This is a genomic window from Kineobactrum sediminis, assembly GCF_002868715.1.
GTDB lineage: Bacteria > Pseudomonadota > Gammaproteobacteria > Pseudomonadales > Halieaceae > Kineobactrum > Kineobactrum sediminis.
The window spans coordinates 72,344-89,485 of record NZ_PKLZ01000012.1 but is presented as its reverse complement, the minus strand read 5'-3'; the positions used below and the strand labels follow the sequence as shown (position 1 = coordinate 89,485).

Here is a 17,142-nt window from a genome sequence, read left to right as displayed (position 1 = left end):
ATGGAAAAAATCCAGCCCGTGCCGGGCCCCCTGAGTGAAGCGTATTTTGCCGGCTGCAATGCCGGTACCCTGTTGATCCAGGCCTGTGAAAGCTGCGCTGCGCTACAGTTCTATCCGCGCTCGATATGCACCAGCTGCAACAGCAGTAGCCTGAAGTGGAGCCCGAGCAGTGGCCGTGGCCACGTGGCCAGTTTTACAGTGGTACGACGCGCAATTTCAGCAGCCTATGAGGCGCCCTATGTGGTGGCGCTCATCAAGCTTGTGGAAGGGCCGCAACTGATGAGCCATATTGTTGAGTGTGACCCCGAGAGCGTGAGTGTGGGTGCCGCTGTCACAGTGACCTTTGCGGCCTGGTCAGAGACTCAGGCAATGCCCGTATTTACGCTCGATGAAAACTAGAGGAGTTTGCTTATGACGTCTAACATTATCCCCACTGCGGTGATCAACCCTGATGCACCTGCGGACTCCCTGGAAGCAAAGCAGCCGGAGTTTGACAACGGCACCGATATCGCCGGCAAGGAAGGGTACTTCAGTCGCGAATACATGGCCCGGGAATGGGACAAGATCTGGACTCGCAGCTGGCTGATCGCGGGCGTTGAATCCGACCTGCCGAAGGTGGGTGATTTCTTCCTGTTCAATATTGCTGAAGAGTCCATCATCGTGACCCGCACGGACGAGGGCATCAAGGCCTTTTACAATGTCTGCAGCCATCGCGGCGCCCGTCTGGTCCGTGATGAACGGGGTAACCGCAAGGTGTTCGTCTGCCCGTTCCACAGCTGGAGTTTCAACAACACTGGCGAACTGCGTCGCATTACCGATGAAGAGCATTTCAAACCCGAAGTTATCGCCCATCGCCCTGGTTTGAAGCCGGTGGCCTGTGCAAGCCATGCCGGTATCATCTTTATCAACATGGATGCTTCACCGGGTCCCCTGGAAGAGGCGATTGGTTTGCCGGAAGGCTATCTGGAAGCCTACAACATTGACCAGATGCGGGTTGTCCGCCACGTCCGCAGCGAGTGGGGCTCCAACTGGAAAGTGGGCGTTGAAGCGTTTTATGAAAGTTATCACCTGCATGCGGTTCACCCCGAGACTCGCGGTGTAATGGGCGACCTGAACGTGCAGTATGACCTGTACCCGAAGGGCGCCAGTCGCATGATAGTGCCACTGGGCCAGCCCAGCCCGCGCATCCACGACCAGGCAACCGTGAACGAGGGCCTGAAGATGATGCTCGAAGACGCCGGTGTTAACGCGGAGGGTTTTACCGGCACCGCCGCCGACGTGCGCAGGGCCATACAGGTGGCCAAGCGTGAGCGCGCCGCGCGTAACGGCCTGGACTACAGCCAGCTGGTGGATGGCCAGCTCTCGGATAGCTGGGCCACCGGCATCTTTCCCAATGTGCAGATCGGCTGCCATCCGGAAGCTATTTTCCTGATGCGTTTCCTGCCCCACGAGTCCGATCCGGAGCGCTTCTACTACGATACCATGACGCTGATATTTCCGGTCGCGGATGGCAGTTACACGCCACCCGCGTGGATGGGCCTGCCCGATGACACCGATATCACCGGTGCGGTGCGGCCCCCTACAGAGCACTATTCCATTGAAGAGGATGCCGGTCTTGGCCAGGTGTTGAGCCAGGATTCGGAGTTGATGCCGGTAGTGCAACAGGGTATGCGTTCAAGGGGATTTGACGGCCAGTTATGGAGCGAGCAGGAGCAACGGCTGCGTCACTTTCATGTGGAACTGGAGCGCAGGCTGGAGGAATAAGGAGTTCGCGCGAGGTCCGCAAGACGGCGCGACGGAATTTGAGTAAAACACGTTTAATAATAGTCTCTGTTGAGGAGTAGGAATAATGATAAGTCAATTTAAAGCAAAGCAGCGCAGGTTTACCGCAAAAACGCTACCCCTTGCGCTGGCCATGGCCAGCGCACCGATGATCGGCGGGGTATCACTGTCGGCGGTGGCCCAGTTGGAAGAAGTCCTGGTTACCGCCAACCGGCGTTCCGTTACCGACGTGCAAACCACGGCGGTATCGGTCAGCGCGATCACCACCAATGATATCGACAAACTCAGTCCCCGGGACCTGGGTGATATCGCCACGCTGGTACCGAACTTTTCCGCCGCCAAGCCCGCCGGTTTCAATGCGGCATCCTTTGCGATGCGCGGCGTTGGCCAGACCTCAATCATTGTTTACCAGGATCCCCAGGTGGGTGTAACGGTTGACGATTTTGTCATACCGCACATTCAATCCCAGTTGCTCGAAATGTTTGATATCGAACAGATTGAAGTGCTGCGCGGGCCCCAGGGTACCCTGTTTGGCAAGAACACCACCGGTGGTGTTGTCAACGTCAAGACCAAGCGTCCGGTGCTGAATGAGAACTCCCTGGAAGTACAGGGCAAGATCGAGAACTACGGTCGTCATGAAACCCGGATTGCGGGTAACCTCGCAGTGACCGATACCCTGGCGCTGCGGGCGGCGGGCCTGTATATGAAGTCCGACGGTTTCTGGAAGGCAGGCTCTGAATATGGCCCGGTCACCGCGTTCGACCCGAACCATCCGGCTCTGGGTACCACCGGTGGTGGTGACGGTCGTGACCTGGGTGGCGACGATACGATATCGGGCCGCCTGAAGGCTCTGTGGGAGCCCACGCCGAATTTCACCGCAATGGCGCAATACGAGATCATTCGCGACAATGGTGATTCGCCGCCAGTTGCCAACGGCACACCCCTGGACGCGCCGGTGGTCTTCAACCTGCTGGGCCTCACCAAGGATGTCGGCCGTGACCCCCTGGATGTGGGTGCGGTGACCAATCGCGATGACCTGCTGATGAACATGTCTAACGGCCACCAGGTCGATGTTGATGGCTTTTACCTGAATATGGACTGGGAGGTTGGAGACTATACCCTGAGCTCGGTGACCGGTTTGCGCAAGCAGGAAAGCGAGCTGCCCTCAACCTACACCGGCGAGGCGGGCCCCAACTCGCTGTTTGATGCCAACCGGGTTGATGATCGCGAAACATTCCAGCAGGAATTGCGCTTGGCCTCAAACTTCTCCGGCCCCTTCAATTACGTGTTGGGCGGGTTTTACCAGGAAGACGAAACCACTTTCTGCGTAGTGCAGATCCTGGGTTTCCTCGATCTCCTGGGTGTGGGTAGCTCTGCTTTTGGCGACCCCACGTTCTGGGATAACAACCCGCAGGTTATGTGTAACCAGCAGAAAGCGGACAACTGGGCCGTGTTTGCCGACGGTAGCTACGACATTGATGACAAGTGGACCATTTCCGGTGGTATCCGCTATACCAATGAGCGCAAGCGCTGGACCGGTCGCAACCAGGTATTCTTCCAACAGCTGAATGGTGGTTTTGACCCGACCCTGACTGCGGACACCTTCAATGAGGTGCTTGATGCCGCCGATTTCGACAAGTACTCCACCGGTGTGTTCCGTGACAGCAAAACCTGGAAGGAGCCGACCTGGCGTTTGACCCTGAGCCATACGTTCTCCGATGACCACTTCGCCTATCTCAATTATTCGCGTGGCTTCAAAAGCGGTGCCTATAACGACCAGACCGGGTCATCCGGAACCGTTATTACGGCTCGCTCGGCAGCCCCGACCGACCCCGAGATCGCCGACTCCCTTGAGCTGGGCCTGAAAAGTACGTACCTGGACGGTCGCATGCGGGTGAACGTGGCCACCTTCTATGCGGAATATTCGGATGCGCAGCGGGACCTGGTGGCGGAGTTCGACAATCCCTTTGGCGGCAGCTTCCAGGAAACACGCTTTTTCAACGCGGCCGACCTGACCTCGTATGGTCTTGAAGTGGAGGCCAGCGCGCTGGTCACCTCCAACTTCACCCTGCGCGGTAACCTGGGTTACCTGCACAGTGAATACGACCAGTTCTTGGCCGATACCAACTTCGACGGCGTTGATAACGTTGACCTGACCAATGAAGATGTGAACCGCGCGCCAGAGTGGCAGTGGGGCCTGGATGCCATTTATAACCACACCTTCATGAACGGTGACCTGGACTGGGTGGCTAACGTGACCTACGAAGACGAGGCCATATTCGTGTATTCGAATGTTGCCCCCGAGTACCATGGCATGACCGATGAGCGCACTTTGGTGAACGCGAGCGTGACCTATACCAGCGCAGACGAGCGCTTCTTCGCCCGCGTTTATGGCCGCAATCTTACGGACAAGCGTTATCGGGTAGGTGAACTGCCGGTGGCTGATTTGTGGACCATGTCCTACTACGGTGCGCCGCGCACCTACGGTCTGGAAGTGGGATACAAGTTTGGTGGTCGCTAGTCTCTAAAAGTAGTGCGTTGAGGGCCGGCATTGTCGGCCCTTTTTTTTAATTGACAAGAACAAGTACGAAGTTCTATCTTGAACTCTATTCAAATAATATAACCTGATTACAGGACGAATCCATGGAACTCATTCTCCACCATTTTGACGCATCACCCTTTGCCGAAAAAATCAGGCTGGTGATGGGATTCAAGGGCCTGGCCTGGCGCTCGGTCACTATTCCCATGATCATGCCGAAGCCCGACCTTACCGCGCTGACCGGGGGTTACCGCAAAACACCCGTGCTGCAGATCGGCGCCGACATTTATTGTGACACCCAGTGCATAGCTCGTGAACTGGAGCGTCGGTTTCCGGCGCGGACGTTGTTTCCCGGGGGGAGCGAGGGGTTGTGCGCCGCGCTCGGGTATTGGAGCGACACCGGCTTTTTCCAGACTGGGGCGGGTTTGTCCCTGGGAACAAATACAGCATTGCCGTCTGCGGTCCTGCGCGACCGGCGGGAATTGTTCAGGTTTCTGGATTTCAACTTTCTCTCTCGTGACCTGCCACACCTGTATGCGCGCTTCGATGCCCACCTGGCGCTGTTGGCCTCCATGCTCGCGGATGGCCGCGAATACCTCTTGGGTGCGACGCCGTCCTGGGCGGATATGCAGGGGTATTTTCCGGTGTGGATGTGCCGCGGCAATATCCGCGACGGCGAGTCTCTGCTGGCTGCCCATACGCAGCTGGAAAAATGGGAGGCCAGGATGGCAGCCATTGGACACGGCGAATACACGGAGCTTGATGCGGAATCAGCCCTGGCAGTTGCCCGGGAGCACAGTCCTGCTACAGAAGCGGAAGTGTTGCCGGGCCTTATGGCAGGCCTGGCGGTTGGCACTGAAGTTACGGTGACACCGGAGGACTATGGCGCGGTGCCGGTAACGGGTGAGCTGGTGCGCCTGACACATGAGGATATAGCCTTGAGGCGAAGAGATGAGAGAGCGGGGGAGGTGGTTGTGCATTTCCCCCGTCTGGGTTATCGCGTGGAGAAGTCGGTATGAGAAAGATTCAATGGTCGTCCCTGGGAATTCTGGCAAGGGCTGGCATGGTCGGCTGTGCGAGTGCTTTCGTCAGTATGGCGGCGCTGGGCGCAGATGCTGGAGTGGAGGCCGAGCGGGACGGCGCGGCGCTCTACGGGCAATACTGTGAAAGTTGTCACGGTGGCGGTGTTGCCAAGGCGCCACAGCTGAGCTTGCTGGAAATAATGGCGCCCAGTTCCATTCTGCGCGCCATGCAGGGGGGTGTCATGCAAACCCAGGCTGCGAACATGAACGCTGCCGAACAGCAGCGGGTGGCGGAATACCTTTCCGGCCAGTCGCTGACAGAGGAACACATGCAGGCGTCCGCGCCCGCTTGCAGCGCCGAACGGGCCGCCTTTGATTACTCGGCGCGACCGGATACCCGGGGTTGGGGCGTTAATGCCGGCAATGCCCGCATGTTTGACGAGGCGACCGCAGGCATGACCGCGGATGACCTGGGCGAGCTGGAACTCAAGTGGTCCTTTGCCTTTCCCGGCGCGGTGCGTGCCCGGTCCCAGCCGGCAATCGCCGGTGGCGCGCTGTATGTCGGCAGCCAGGACGGTACTGTGTATGCCCTGGATCGGGAGACCGGCTGTATCCGCTGGCAATTTTCCACGGTTGCGGAAGTGCGCAACGGTATTGTGGTTGCCGATTGGCAGTCCGGGTCCACCGAGGCGCCCCTGCTCTACTTTGGTGACCTGGTGGGCAATGTCTATGCGATAAATGCCGTCACCGGTGCCCTGGCCTGGCGCGATCGGCCCGATGATCATCCCAGCCTGACCCTGACTGCATCGCCCGCGCTGCACGAGGGCAAGTTGTATGTGCCTTTGTCTTCGCTGGAGGTTACGGCCGCGGCGGATCCGGAATATGCCTGCTGTACCTTCCGCGGTGGTGTCGCGGTATACGACGCGCAAAGCGGTGACAAGCTGGGTATCAGTTACACCATCGCGGAGGCGCCACGCGTCGTGGGTAAGAATGCGGTGGGCACTGACCGTATTGCGCCTTCCGGTTCGCCGGTGTGGAATACCCCGTCACTGGATCCCGCGCGGGGCGTAATGTATGTGGGCACGGGTGAAAACTATTCTTCCCCGGCCAACGATACCAGTGACGCGATCCTGGCATTGAGCCTTGAAGATGGCTCCATCGTCTGGAGCCAGCAGATGACCGCGGGTGACGCCTGGAACATGGGCTGTGAAACCGAGGATCGTATCAACTGTCCGCCGGAAGACGGCCCCGATTATGACTTTGGAGCCGCCACCATTCTCGCCACCACTTCGGAAGGTCGCGATGTCGTACTGGCGGGGCAGAAGTCGGGTGAGGTGTTCGCACTGGACCCCGATAAAGGCGGAGAAATTATCTGGCGCAAAAAGCTGGGTCGCGGCGGTATCCAGGGCGGTGTGCATTTTGGCATGGCACTGGACGGCGACGTGCTCTATGTCCCCATGTCCGACTTTGATGGCGGCGCACGCTGGCCCGGTGAGGCCCTGCCGGGCATGTACGCGGTGGATATCCGCTCCGGTGAAGTGCTCTGGTTCACCAAAACCGAGGACCAGTGCGAGGGCCGGGAATTTTGCCAGCCGGGTCTTTCCGCCGCGGCATCTGCGATAGAGGGGGCGGTAGTTGGCGGTGCCATGGACGGTGTACTGCGCGCCTACAGCCGCGACACCGGCGAAGTATTCTGGCAATTCGACAGCGCCCGCGAGTTCTCCGCGCTGGGTGGCGCTACCGCGCGGGGCGGTTCCTTCGGCGGCGCCTCCGGCCCGGTCTTCAGTAACGGCATGATGTTCGTAAACTCCGGCTACGGCATCTACTTCCACATGCCCGGCAACGTCCTCCTCGCCTTCGGCCCCCGCTAGGGCCGGGGTCAGGTCTCGCATTGTTGCATTTGGCGGTGCTGGGGTGGGAAGCTGGGGTCAGGTCTCGCATTTTTGCATGCGCCTTGATGGGCGCATGCAAAAATGCGAGACCTGACCCCAGCCTTCACAACAATGCGAGACCTGACCCCGTCTCCAAATGCAACAATGCGAGACCTGACCCCGTCTCCAACAATTCATTACTGGACCTATTGACTCCGCTCTCCTATTATTCATACACTTGCTAGACGCAAACAAGCGCATGCTTTCCAGGAAAGTTAGGGCGCTGATGCGAGTGGATGAACGATAACAATACCGCGGAGTAAAGCATGTCCGAAAGCAGCGATACGCTGACAGCCCTCACCGCAAGAATTGATGCGCTCGAAAGCCGTCAGGCGATTATTGACCTCACATCCGAATATTGCCACGGCTTCGACAAGCGCGATTTCGACCGATTCCTTGCCATCTGGAGCGAAGATTGTGTGTGGAATATTGGCCCGCCGTTTGGTTCCTTCAGCGGTCATGACGGAATACGCGAGGCAGTGCAGGACATTCTATGGCCGGCCTGGCAGGAATCGCACCACCTGTCCACCAACCACGCCATCAGTTTCCGCGATCCTGACAACGCCAGTTGTGTCTGTGATGTCGATTGTGTGGGCACACTGACCGGCGATACCGACTGCCAGATTGTCGGGGCGACCTATACTGACACCGTACGGCGACGGAATGGATTTTGGAAGATCGTTCAGCGCGACGTCAAGATTCATTACTTCAACCCCATACCCGGCGCGCCACTGAAGGCGCCGCAGGGCTGAAAGAGGCCCTGGCAAGACACTATAAACCGCAAATAACTATTAATAACACCGTCGAGGAGACGTTCCATGAAAACACAACGCAGCATCATGTTTGCCGCAATCGCTGCGGCTTCGGTCGGCCTCTCGGCCCCAACCGTAGTCAACGCCCAGGCGGGCGTCTTGGAAGAGATCACCGTTACTGCCCGTAAACGCGAGGAAAGTATGCAGGACGTTGGCCTGGCGGTCAGCGCTCTCAGCGAAACTGAAATCCAGCGGCAGTTCGTGCGGGATATCCAGGACCTGGCCAACATCGCCCCCAATGTCATCATTGATGATACCGGCCAGGGCCCCGGTGGCACCGCAGCGATTTACATACGCGGTGTAGGCATCGCGGATCTTGAAAAGAACTTCGACCCGGCAGTCGGCGTCAGCGTTGATGGTGTGTTTATCGGCTCCACCGCCGGTGCCCTGATGCGCGGCATCGACATCGCCAGTGTGGAAGTGCTACGCGGCCCGCAGGGCACGCTGTTCGGACGCAACACTGTAGGCGGTATCATCAATATCACCCGCACCCAGCCCACCGGTGAGCTCGGCGGTCGCTTTCGTGCCGGGATAGAGAACTATGATACCTGGTACATGGATGGGGTGTTCAACTTCGCGGTGACGGATGAACTCGCGGTGAAACTGACCGCCTCCAAGCGCGACCAGGGTGAGGGTTACTATGACAACGTCACTCGCCGTGGTGACCAGGGTCGGCAGGACTATGAGCAGCTCGGTGCCAACTTCCTCTGGAACCCCACCGATACGCTTGAACTCGAGTACTCCTATATACGCGAGCGCCTGGACCAGGATACGCCCCCGCTGGTGAACGCCACGCGCCCCGACCAGTTGTTCTGCACAGTGTATGGTTATTGCTCCCCCAACAACGACACGACCATTACCGGTGATCGCCGCGCCGTCGCCGGAGGTGGTGGCGAGCCACCAACAGCGCCTGCCCTGGAAACCAATGTTACCTTGCGCGATCAGTTGAATGACAATTTCATGACAGCGTTTTTCGACACCGATACCCACATTGTCGAGGCGCGCTGGGATGTCAACGATGCCCTGAAGTTTGACTATATTTTCGGCCGCTGGGAATCCGACGAAGACAGCCTGCAGGACTGGGACGGCACCCCGGATCTGCTCTATCACACCCGTCGTCCCGGTGAGTGGAAGCAGGACAGCCACGAGCTGCGCCTGACCTGGGATGATGGCGGTGCCTTCAGCATGGTCGGTGGCCTGTTTGTCTGGGATTCCGAGTATGAAAGCCGCATGCGCTCCTACATCGGCTTCCTGGATATCATCAACGGTGCCCCGGGCGACCCGACCTTTACCAGCCTGATTGCGGATATCCCCCAGACCACGGTGCAGAAGACTGATTCCATCGCGGGCTTCTTCGAAGCCGATTATCGCTTCACCGACAAGTGGACCCTGACCCTTGGCGGTCGCTACACCGAGGACGAGAAGGAATCCCAGCAGTACGGTGAAGTGGACACGGTCAATGAGGCCGAGGGTCGCACCAGCCATCCCCAGGAGAAGTGGGATGAGTTCACGCCCAAGGTTGGCCTGCGTTACAACGTGGACGACAACATCATGCTCTATGGTACCTACTCCCGCGGCTATCGCGCGGGTGGCTTCAATGGTCGTGTCGCCAGCGTGGTGGAGGCCTTCGAGCCCTACGATCCCGAGACCATCGACAACTATGAGATCGGCATCAAGTCCGAGTTGCTGGACCGGCGCCTGCGCCTGAACGCGACCATTTTCAACATGGACTACAAGGATAAGCAGGAAGAACTGCAACTGCCCTCCACCGAAACCGATACCGGACAGAAGACCGTAGTGGCCAACCCCTCCACCGCGACCATCCAGGGCATTGAGCTGGAAGCCATGGCATACGTGAACGAGAACCTGAGTATTCGTGCCAACCTGGGTTACCTCGATTCGTCCTACGATGATTTTGTATTTACGGATTCCGAAGGTACCATCGTCGATTTCAGCAACTTTGAGTTCCGCCGGGCGCCGGAGTTTACCGGCACTGTTGACGCCACCTACGAGTGGGACGTGGCCGGCGGCAATGCCTGGGCCCGGGCCTCCTATCGTTACATTGGCGAGCACTTCACTAATGCAACGAACAACGAAGAGCTGAAAAACGACAGCCAGGGGATAGTGGACGCCTCTATCAACTACTCCATCAACAATGTGCAGCTGAGCCTGTTCGGTCGCAACCTGACCGATGAAGATGGCTATACCCATGGCTACGAAGTGGCCGGTCTCTGGTCTTACGCTTCCACCCGTCCACCACGTACCTACGGCCTTGAAGTGGTTTACAACTTCAATAACTGAGGCGGTAGACACGAGGAGTTGTTGCCAATGGACGAAAAACTGGAGGCATTGCTGGCAAAGCAGGCGATCACGGAAGTGATCGTCCGCTACGCCCGCGCGATTGACCGGCTGGATGAACCGCTGCTGCGCAGCGTGTTTCATCCGGGGTCACAGCACCAGCACTTTTACGAGGGGCCCTCATCGGACCCCTCGCTTCCTTCAACCCCGGAGCAGCCGGGTGACTTCGTCGCCTTTGCCCTGGGTTTGCTGGGGACCTATAGCCGCACACACCATCAGCTCGGTAATATCCTGATCACCTTCCAGGGGGCGGAGCGAGCAACCTCGGAGACGTACTTCACGGCATTTCACCGCATGCGCTCGGTAACAGACCCACTTGCGGGGCCCGACGCCTACGACAACGAAATGGACTTCTTTGTGGGTGGTCGTTACCTTGATCATTTCGAGTTACGCGAGGGCGAATGGAAGATCAGCCGTCGCACCGGCATGACCGACTGGACCCGTCTTGAACCCGCTCATTCCCGTGGTTTTGGCGCTATCGCCGCCGACACCATCGGCAAGCGAGCACCGGATGACCCGGTGTATCAGCTTTAATCTGGAGAACACACGATGAGACTATCAGGTAAGGTAGCGTTGATCACCGGCGCTGCCAGCGGCCTGGGTGCCGCCGCGGTAGAGCGGTTTATCGCCGAGGGCTGTTCAGTGGGCCTGTGCGATATTCAGGAAACCGAGGGTCGTGCCTTTGCCGCGCAGTTCGGCGACAAGGCGATATTCATTCCCTGCAATATCACTGATGAAGACAGCGTCAGTAACGCTGTTGATACCGTGGTAAAACAGTTTGGCAGGCTGGATGTCCTGTTCAACAGCGCCGGTATTGTGGGTGCTGTCGGCCCGCTGGCGCAAACCCCTGGCGCGGAATGGCGCTTCACCATGGATGTATTGCTAAACGGCTCGTTCTATTGCATGAAGCACGCTGCGCGGGTTATGCAGCCCCAGGGATCCGGGTCCATCATCAGCATGGCCAGTACCGCGGGTATCATGGGCGGGCTTGGGCCGCACGCCTATACCGCAGCCAAGCATGCGGTCGTAGGGCTGACCAAAAGTGGCGCTGCCGAACTTGCAGGCAGCGGGGTACGGGTAAACGCCATTGCGGCAGCCAGTATGGCCACCCCCATGGTGGCCAATGTGCTCACCGGGGATCCGGCGGATATCGACGGCGCCATCAAGGTGCTGGCCGAGGCGTCACCGCTGCGCGGTCGGGCAGGATTGGCTCTGGATGTGGCCAATGCCGCGCTCTGGCTGGCCAGTGATGAGTCGGCATACACTACCGGCCACACCCTGACCACAGATGCCGGCATTACTGTCGGTGCTACCGCCGCAGGGCCGGCGTTTGCGGAGTATCAACCAATGATCCGCGAGGCCGGCCAGTCGGGTATCCCCGACTAGCCGGCCCAGTTCTCGCCTGTAACATACGGGGTCAGGTCTCGCATCGTAGCATTTTGCATAAGCGCGCGCCGGGCTCACATGTTTCGGTTTCGCATGTGCAGCCAATTGCTACAATGCGAGACCTGACCCCCTATGTTATTCGTCGCCGGGTAGTTCAAACACATACAGTGCCTGCCCGCCCGTGGGCTGGTAGATATCCGGGCTGACTACCGCGGTCATGGCGCGAAACACACCGATACCGGTGGGTACCGCAATGTACTGTTTGCCATTCACCGCATAGGTGACGGGGTAGCCGTGCAAGGGCGCACCCAGCCGGGTTTGCCACTTCAGTTCGCCGGTTTTCACGTCAAACGCCTTGAAATAGCGGTCGAGATCACCAACAAACACCAGCCCTCCGCCGGTGGTGAGGGCGCCGGTGAGGAACATCGCGCGCTGTTCAACGGCCCAGCTTTCGCTCATGCTACGCACATCCCACGCCGCCAGTCGCCCGAGCATGCCGTTCACCCCGGGCATTTCATAAGTGCGGGAATCCGCCCCGTAACCACCGGAGCCCGGCTCCTGGGCCACTTCCCGGCCCACCATGTCCGAGCACAGCTGGTGCAGGGGGATGATCAGGTTGCCGGTTTCCGGGCTGTAAGCAGAGGCCTGCCAGTTGTGGCCGCCGTAAATGCCGGGGCAGGCTTCGATGGTGTCGCCAACGCCGGCGGCGACAATGTCATCCCGGTAATGCACCACGCCGCGCACCTTGTCGATCTCGGCGTAGATGGTCTGGGGCAGGGTTTCCGCCACGTTGACATACTCACCGCTTTTGCGATCCAGTTGCCACAGTAAGCCGTCCTTGCCGATAGTGAATACTCGCTTATCGCCGTCGACATCAATCAGCACGCGCTCGAAGCCGACCTCCATGTCGATGGTTTCGCCGGGAATGTGCTGGAAATACCACACCAGTTCACCGGTATCCGCGCGCAGGGCCAGGGTCGAGTTGGTATACAGGGCCTCGTCCGTGGCGGACATGCCGCGGCTGGCGGCGACCCAGGGCTTGGCCTGGGAGGTGCCCAGGATGAACAGATTCAGTTCCGGATCGTAGGAGCCGGCGATCCAGTTGTCGCCACCGGCACGCATTTCCGCGGGTAACCCGGCCCAGGTATCGCCACCGGGTTCGCCCGGCAGGGCAATGGTGGAGGTGCGCCACAGCTCTGCGCCGGTCTCGGCATCGTGGCCGGTAATGAAGCAGCCGTCCTCCTTGTACCATTCGCAGCCGTTGATACCACTGAGCACCACGCCGTCGCCCATGATGGGGCCCGCCGTATGGGTATAGCCTTTTTCAAAATCCGCTTTCGGCGTGCGCCAGACCTCTTCGCCGGTGCGAGCATCAACGGCGACGATGGACGCATCGTAGGTAGCCATGTACAGCTTGTCGTCGTAGATGGCGATATTGCGGGTGGGTCCGCCCAGGGTGCGCGAGGCTTCCGGGAACGTATAGCTGTACTCCCAGATCAGCTCGCCGCTGTCTGCTTCGATCGCCTGGATCACGTTGCCCGGGTGGGTCAGGTACATGATGCCGTTGCGTACCAGCGGTGTACCCTGATTGCTGCCATCCTTCATGGTCAGAACCCAGGCCAGCTTCAGGTCACCGACGGTGTCGCGATTGATCTGCTTTAACGGGCTATAGCCCTGGCCATCCAGGGTGCGGCGCCAGCTCAGCCAGTCGCCGTCCGGCGGGTTGCTCAGCTGGTCTGCGGTGACCGGCTGGAAATCCTCGACTTCCCGGTTGCGGAAGCCGCCCCGGGTGCGGGCATCGGCATCGATGCTGCCGGCGGCGTCAAAGGCCACCCAGGAGACGGCTTCCGAGCCGTCCGCCGCCGCTGCCAGGGCGGGAGTGCTGGTGAACAGCAGGCTCTCGGGGTCGCCGGTCTCGCGGTTGGATTCGATCAACCAGGCCGCGATGGCGGCGTGCTGGGCGTCACTCAGTTTCCCGGCACCTCCGGGGGGCATGTTGGCTCGGTTGTAGGCCAGTAGCGCCAGGGCCTCGCGCTCGCTCCACTGGCCCAGGAATCCCGGCCCCTTGAGGGTGTTGCCGTGGGCGGAGCCGCGTAGATTAAGACCGTGGCAGGTGGCGCAGTTCGCGGCGTACAAAGCCTCGCCGGTGGCGGCCAGCGCCTCATCTGCCAGCGCTCCCGGGCTACTGGCGGCAGTGACTGCGGCGAGGACGGCCGCAGCTGCTGTGAGTTTGAAATGCTTGCTGGCCGATGTAGTCATGCACTGTACCCCCCATCAACCCCGATCACCTGGCCGTTGATATAAGCCGCTGCATCACTCAGCAGAAAAGCGACCAAAGCCGATATTTCCTCGGGCTTACCCATGCGCGGCATCGGGGTGCGGTCCAGGCAGCTCTGGATAACACTTTCCGCCACCGGGTCCGCGGTGAACGAACTGTGCACAATGCCCACATTCATCACCCCGGGGGCAATGCCGTTCACCCGCACGTTCTGTGGGCCCAGCTCCCGGGCCAGTTGCCGCACAATGCCCTCGATCGCCATTTTCGGCACGCCGGACATGGCGTCGTTCTCCAGTGTCCGCAGTACCGCGGTGGTAAGCAGTTGTACGATGGGGCCACCGCCACTGGCGGCCATGATCCGGGCGGCACTGGTCAGCAGATTGAAGGAACCTTCCACGTCGGTGGTCATGATCCGGCGAAATTCCGCGCTGCTGATGTCGGTGATCGGGCGCAGGGGAATGGCCGGACCGGCGGCATTAACCACACCGCCAAGGCTGCTGCCAGCCTCTTTGGCACAGCTTTGGGTGTAATCCAGGAAGTCGAGCACCTGCTGTTCGTCGCACAGGTTAACGGCGCGGGTAAAGGCCTTGCCTCCCGCTGTCCCGATAGCTGCGGCCACTTCTTCGGCGGGGGCCTGACGGCTGTGATAGCCGATGACGACGAGGTGACCCTGTGCGGCCAGTTCCCGGCAGATCTCGGCGCCCAGTCCACCACTGCCACCCACGACCGCGATTGTTTTGGAGATGTTTTCAGCCATTGCGATATGTCCTGTTATTAGCTGCGCAGGCGTCGAGGGTGCTGGCGGGCAGCTGCATTATTAATAGGCAGGCAGATGTTCTTTAACATTTGCTTGTTTGCGTCTAACAAGAGTTGAGTTTACAGCGCGTGCAAGAGGTTGTCACTAGTACTGTGGGTGGTAAGGCGAGTCAACAAGTGGACGACCCGGCTGCTCTTTTGGCGGGACTGTTAACCGAGTATCAGGGCAGATGGAATGAGGGCCGGTGCAGTTGAGGATGAATCAGGCGAACTGGCGACCCATGTGGCGCCGGTCGCCACCTGCTCTGCGATCTTCCGCAATATATCGGCCATTAATGGTAACGGGGAATAGTTTGGGTGCCTGTTGCTGGCGACGGTCTTCCCGGGTACGGGGTTTATAGCTGGAAATAACCGGGCGATGGGCCTGGGAGTTATGGTCATCGGAAACAAAGCGACGCGCTGCCATGGCGAATATGAACGCGGAGATGAGGAGTGCCCCCAAACCGAGTACGGCAATGATCGTCAATATCGTATCCATTTATTGTTTCACTCCTGAGTGCCATCCGGCGGGCTTTAATTTACCAAGCAAGAGTCACACCAGATAGGATATTGATATCTAAATCAGGAGGTTAAAGAAGTTTGCTTCCTGGTGCAAACAAACAGGAGGGGATTGTGTTAAAAAAACCGACAGTCTTTGCGACGCCATTGCAACGCCGTCGCATTAAAAGTGACGTATTATTGACACCCGTGGGTATGTGCTACAGATCGCTGTAGATCCTTTCAGGCGGCCCCAGGAGTCCCACGGATTCCTAGCGGGCCCCCTTGCCGAACAGGATCACTTCGGCGGTTTGCATCAAAACCAGAAAATCCAAAAACAGGCTCTGGTTCTTGACGTAATAAAGGTCGTATTCGAGTTTATGCATGGAATCCTGAACCGACGCGCCATAGGGGTAATTCAGCTGCGCCCAGCCGGTAATACCGGGTTTCACGCAGTGGCGCTTGTCGAAAAAGGGGATCTGTTCTGACAGTTCGCGTACAAACTCCGGCCGCTCCGGCCTGGGGCCCACCAGGGCCATGTCACCCATCATAACGTTGAATATCTGTGGCAACTCGTCGATGCGCAGCTTGCGAATGCAGTGTCCAACCCGGGTAACCCGTGCATCGTTGGCGGTGGCCCAGCGGGCTTTGCCGTCACTCTCGGCGTTCACTGTCATGCTGCGAAATTTCATGACCTCAAACACGCGACCGTTCAGGCCGACCCTTTTTTGCCGAAAAATCACCGGTGCTTTCCAGCCGTCTTCCAGTTTGATGGCCAGCACGGTTAACAGCATCAGCGGCCAGGTCATGGTGAGTAGCAGAAAGCCGGCGGCAATGTCGAAGACCCGTTTTACCCAGCTACCAATGTCTTTGCGCTTGAAGCCGTCGGCAAAAATGAACCATTCCGCGGGTGCTTCATTTACCAGCACCTTGCCGGCTTCCTGCTCAAAGAAGTCAATGATGCTCATTACCTCCACGCCCATGGTGCGACAGCGGATAAGTTCTTCGGCGGGCAATTCCGTACTGTTTTCGTCCAGGGCCACGATAATTTGCTGGATGTTGTGTTCGCGCACATAGGCAGACAGCGGCTGGTCCAGGCTGAAGATCCTGGGCGATTCAACAGCGCTTTCTTCCTCGGGGAAACGCACATAGCCGAATATCCGAAAACCCCGGCGGTCACTGTTGCGCCGCATTCTGGCGGCGATATTGGCGGCCCGTTGGCCACTGCCAAGCACCAGGACCTTGCGCTTGAACTGTTCCAGCTCCACGGTATTGATGAATACCAGGCGGGTAATCAGGGCGGAGGTGAAAGCGATAACCGCCGCGTAAACGAACATGCCGCGCCACAGCTGGGTGCCCGGCAGGAAAAAATAGATAACCGCCATGCCGACCGTCATCATCAGGACCGCGCCGGCAGTGCGCAGAATAATACCGTTGGGGCCCTCGCGCAGGCGTGGCTGGTACATGCCCAGGGAGAACATGGCGAGGGTGGTCATGCCGCCAAAAAGCGCCGCTTTCAGGGGCAGGGCATTGATATAGTCGGGGAGTAGCGCGGGTGCGGACAGGAAGTAGAGCCAGGTGGCCAGGTAGCAGGCGCCAATAAACAGGACCATATCCAGGATTGCCAACCAGTAGTAGGCAGTGTGCACATGGTGATTGAAAACTCGCGTCGTACCCAAAACATTACCCAGAATCATGACTGTTAACTCCATGCCGTTGCCAGCGGCGGTACTTCTTTGGG

Annotated in this window: 13 protein-coding genes; 9 read left to right on the top strand and 4 right to left on the bottom strand. The window is 59.0% G+C overall.

Annotated features, from left to right (window positions below; translation table 11 throughout):
- The 9 genes from CWI75_RS15105 (at position 1) to CWI75_RS15065 (ending at position 11,830) form a co-directional block, all read left to right on the top strand.
- On the top strand, positions 1-399 hold the full coding sequence (locus tag CWI75_RS15105) for a Zn-ribbon domain-containing OB-fold protein (RefSeq protein ID WP_101522356.1): 399 nt from the start codon (positions 1-3) through the stop codon (positions 397-399).
- 12 nt (positions 400-411) lie between these two features.
- The gene (locus CWI75_RS15100; protein WP_101522355.1) at positions 412-1,764 is read left to right on the top strand and encodes an aromatic ring-hydroxylating dioxygenase subunit alpha; all 1,353 of its coding nucleotides are present in this window, start codon (positions 412-414) and stop codon (positions 1,762-1,764) included.
- An 85-nt stretch (positions 1,765-1,849) separates the two neighbouring features.
- A complete protein-coding gene (locus CWI75_RS15095; RefSeq protein WP_101522354.1) occupies positions 1,850-4,303 on the top strand; it encodes a TonB-dependent receptor in 2,454 nt (817 codons plus the stop codon).
- A gap of 122 nt (positions 4,304-4,425) precedes the next feature.
- Positions 4,426-5,340, top strand: coding sequence for a glutathione S-transferase family protein (locus CWI75_RS15090; protein ID WP_101522353.1), 915 nt, complete (start codon positions 4,426-4,428; stop codon positions 5,338-5,340).
- On the top strand, positions 5,337-7,214 hold the full coding sequence (locus tag CWI75_RS15085; protein WP_241521252.1) for an outer membrane protein assembly factor BamB family protein: 1,878 nt from the start codon (positions 5,337-5,339) through the stop codon (positions 7,212-7,214). The genes CWI75_RS15090 and CWI75_RS15085 overlap by 4 nt, the downstream gene beginning before the upstream one ends.
- A 326-nt stretch (positions 7,215-7,540) precedes the next feature.
- Positions 7,541-8,026, top strand: coding sequence for a nuclear transport factor 2 family protein (locus CWI75_RS15080; RefSeq protein WP_101522351.1), 486 nt, complete (start codon positions 7,541-7,543; stop codon positions 8,024-8,026).
- A gap of 66 nt (positions 8,027-8,092) precedes the next feature.
- Positions 8,093-10,387 (top strand): TonB-dependent receptor, encoded by a 2,295-nt coding sequence (locus CWI75_RS15075; RefSeq protein WP_175580228.1) that lies wholly within the window; start codon positions 8,093-8,095, stop codon positions 10,385-10,387.
- Positions 10,388-10,414: 27 nt separating this feature from the next.
- On the top strand, positions 10,415-10,978 hold the full coding sequence (locus CWI75_RS15070; protein WP_101522350.1) for a nuclear transport factor 2 family protein: 564 nt from the start codon (positions 10,415-10,417) through the stop codon (positions 10,976-10,978).
- 15 nt (positions 10,979-10,993) lie between these two features.
- Positions 10,994-11,830, top strand: a complete 837-nt coding sequence (locus tag CWI75_RS15065) for an SDR family oxidoreductase (RefSeq protein WP_101522349.1) — start codon at positions 10,994-10,996, stop codon at positions 11,828-11,830.
- A 135-nt stretch (positions 11,831-11,965) separates the two neighbouring features.
- Here the strand turns inward: CWI75_RS15065 and CWI75_RS15060 are convergent, their stop codons facing one another.
- From CWI75_RS15060 to CWI75_RS15045, 4 genes are all read right to left on the bottom strand, one after another.
- Positions 11,966-14,089 (bottom strand): outer membrane protein assembly factor BamB family protein, encoded by a 2,124-nt coding sequence (locus CWI75_RS15060; protein ID WP_101522348.1) that lies wholly within the window; start codon positions 14,087-14,089, stop codon positions 11,966-11,968.
- Positions 14,086-14,865 (bottom strand): SDR family NAD(P)-dependent oxidoreductase, encoded by a 780-nt coding sequence (locus CWI75_RS15055; protein ID WP_101522347.1) that lies wholly within the window; start codon positions 14,863-14,865, stop codon positions 14,086-14,088. Before CWI75_RS15055 ends, CWI75_RS15060 begins: the two co-directional genes overlap by 4 nt.
- Positions 14,866-15,126: 261 nt before the next feature.
- Positions 15,127-15,402 carry a hypothetical protein gene (locus CWI75_RS15050; RefSeq protein ID WP_101522346.1) on the bottom strand — a complete coding sequence of 92 codons (276 nt, stop codon included), beginning with the start codon at positions 15,400-15,402 and terminating at the stop codon, positions 15,127-15,129.
- A 271-nt stretch (positions 15,403-15,673) separates the two neighbouring features.
- Complete coding sequence (locus tag CWI75_RS15045) at positions 15,674-17,098, bottom strand: TIGR03013 family XrtA/PEP-CTERM system glycosyltransferase (protein WP_241521251.1); 1,425 nt, start codon at positions 17,096-17,098, stop codon at positions 15,674-15,676.
- Positions 17,099-17,142 lie beyond the last annotated feature (44 nt).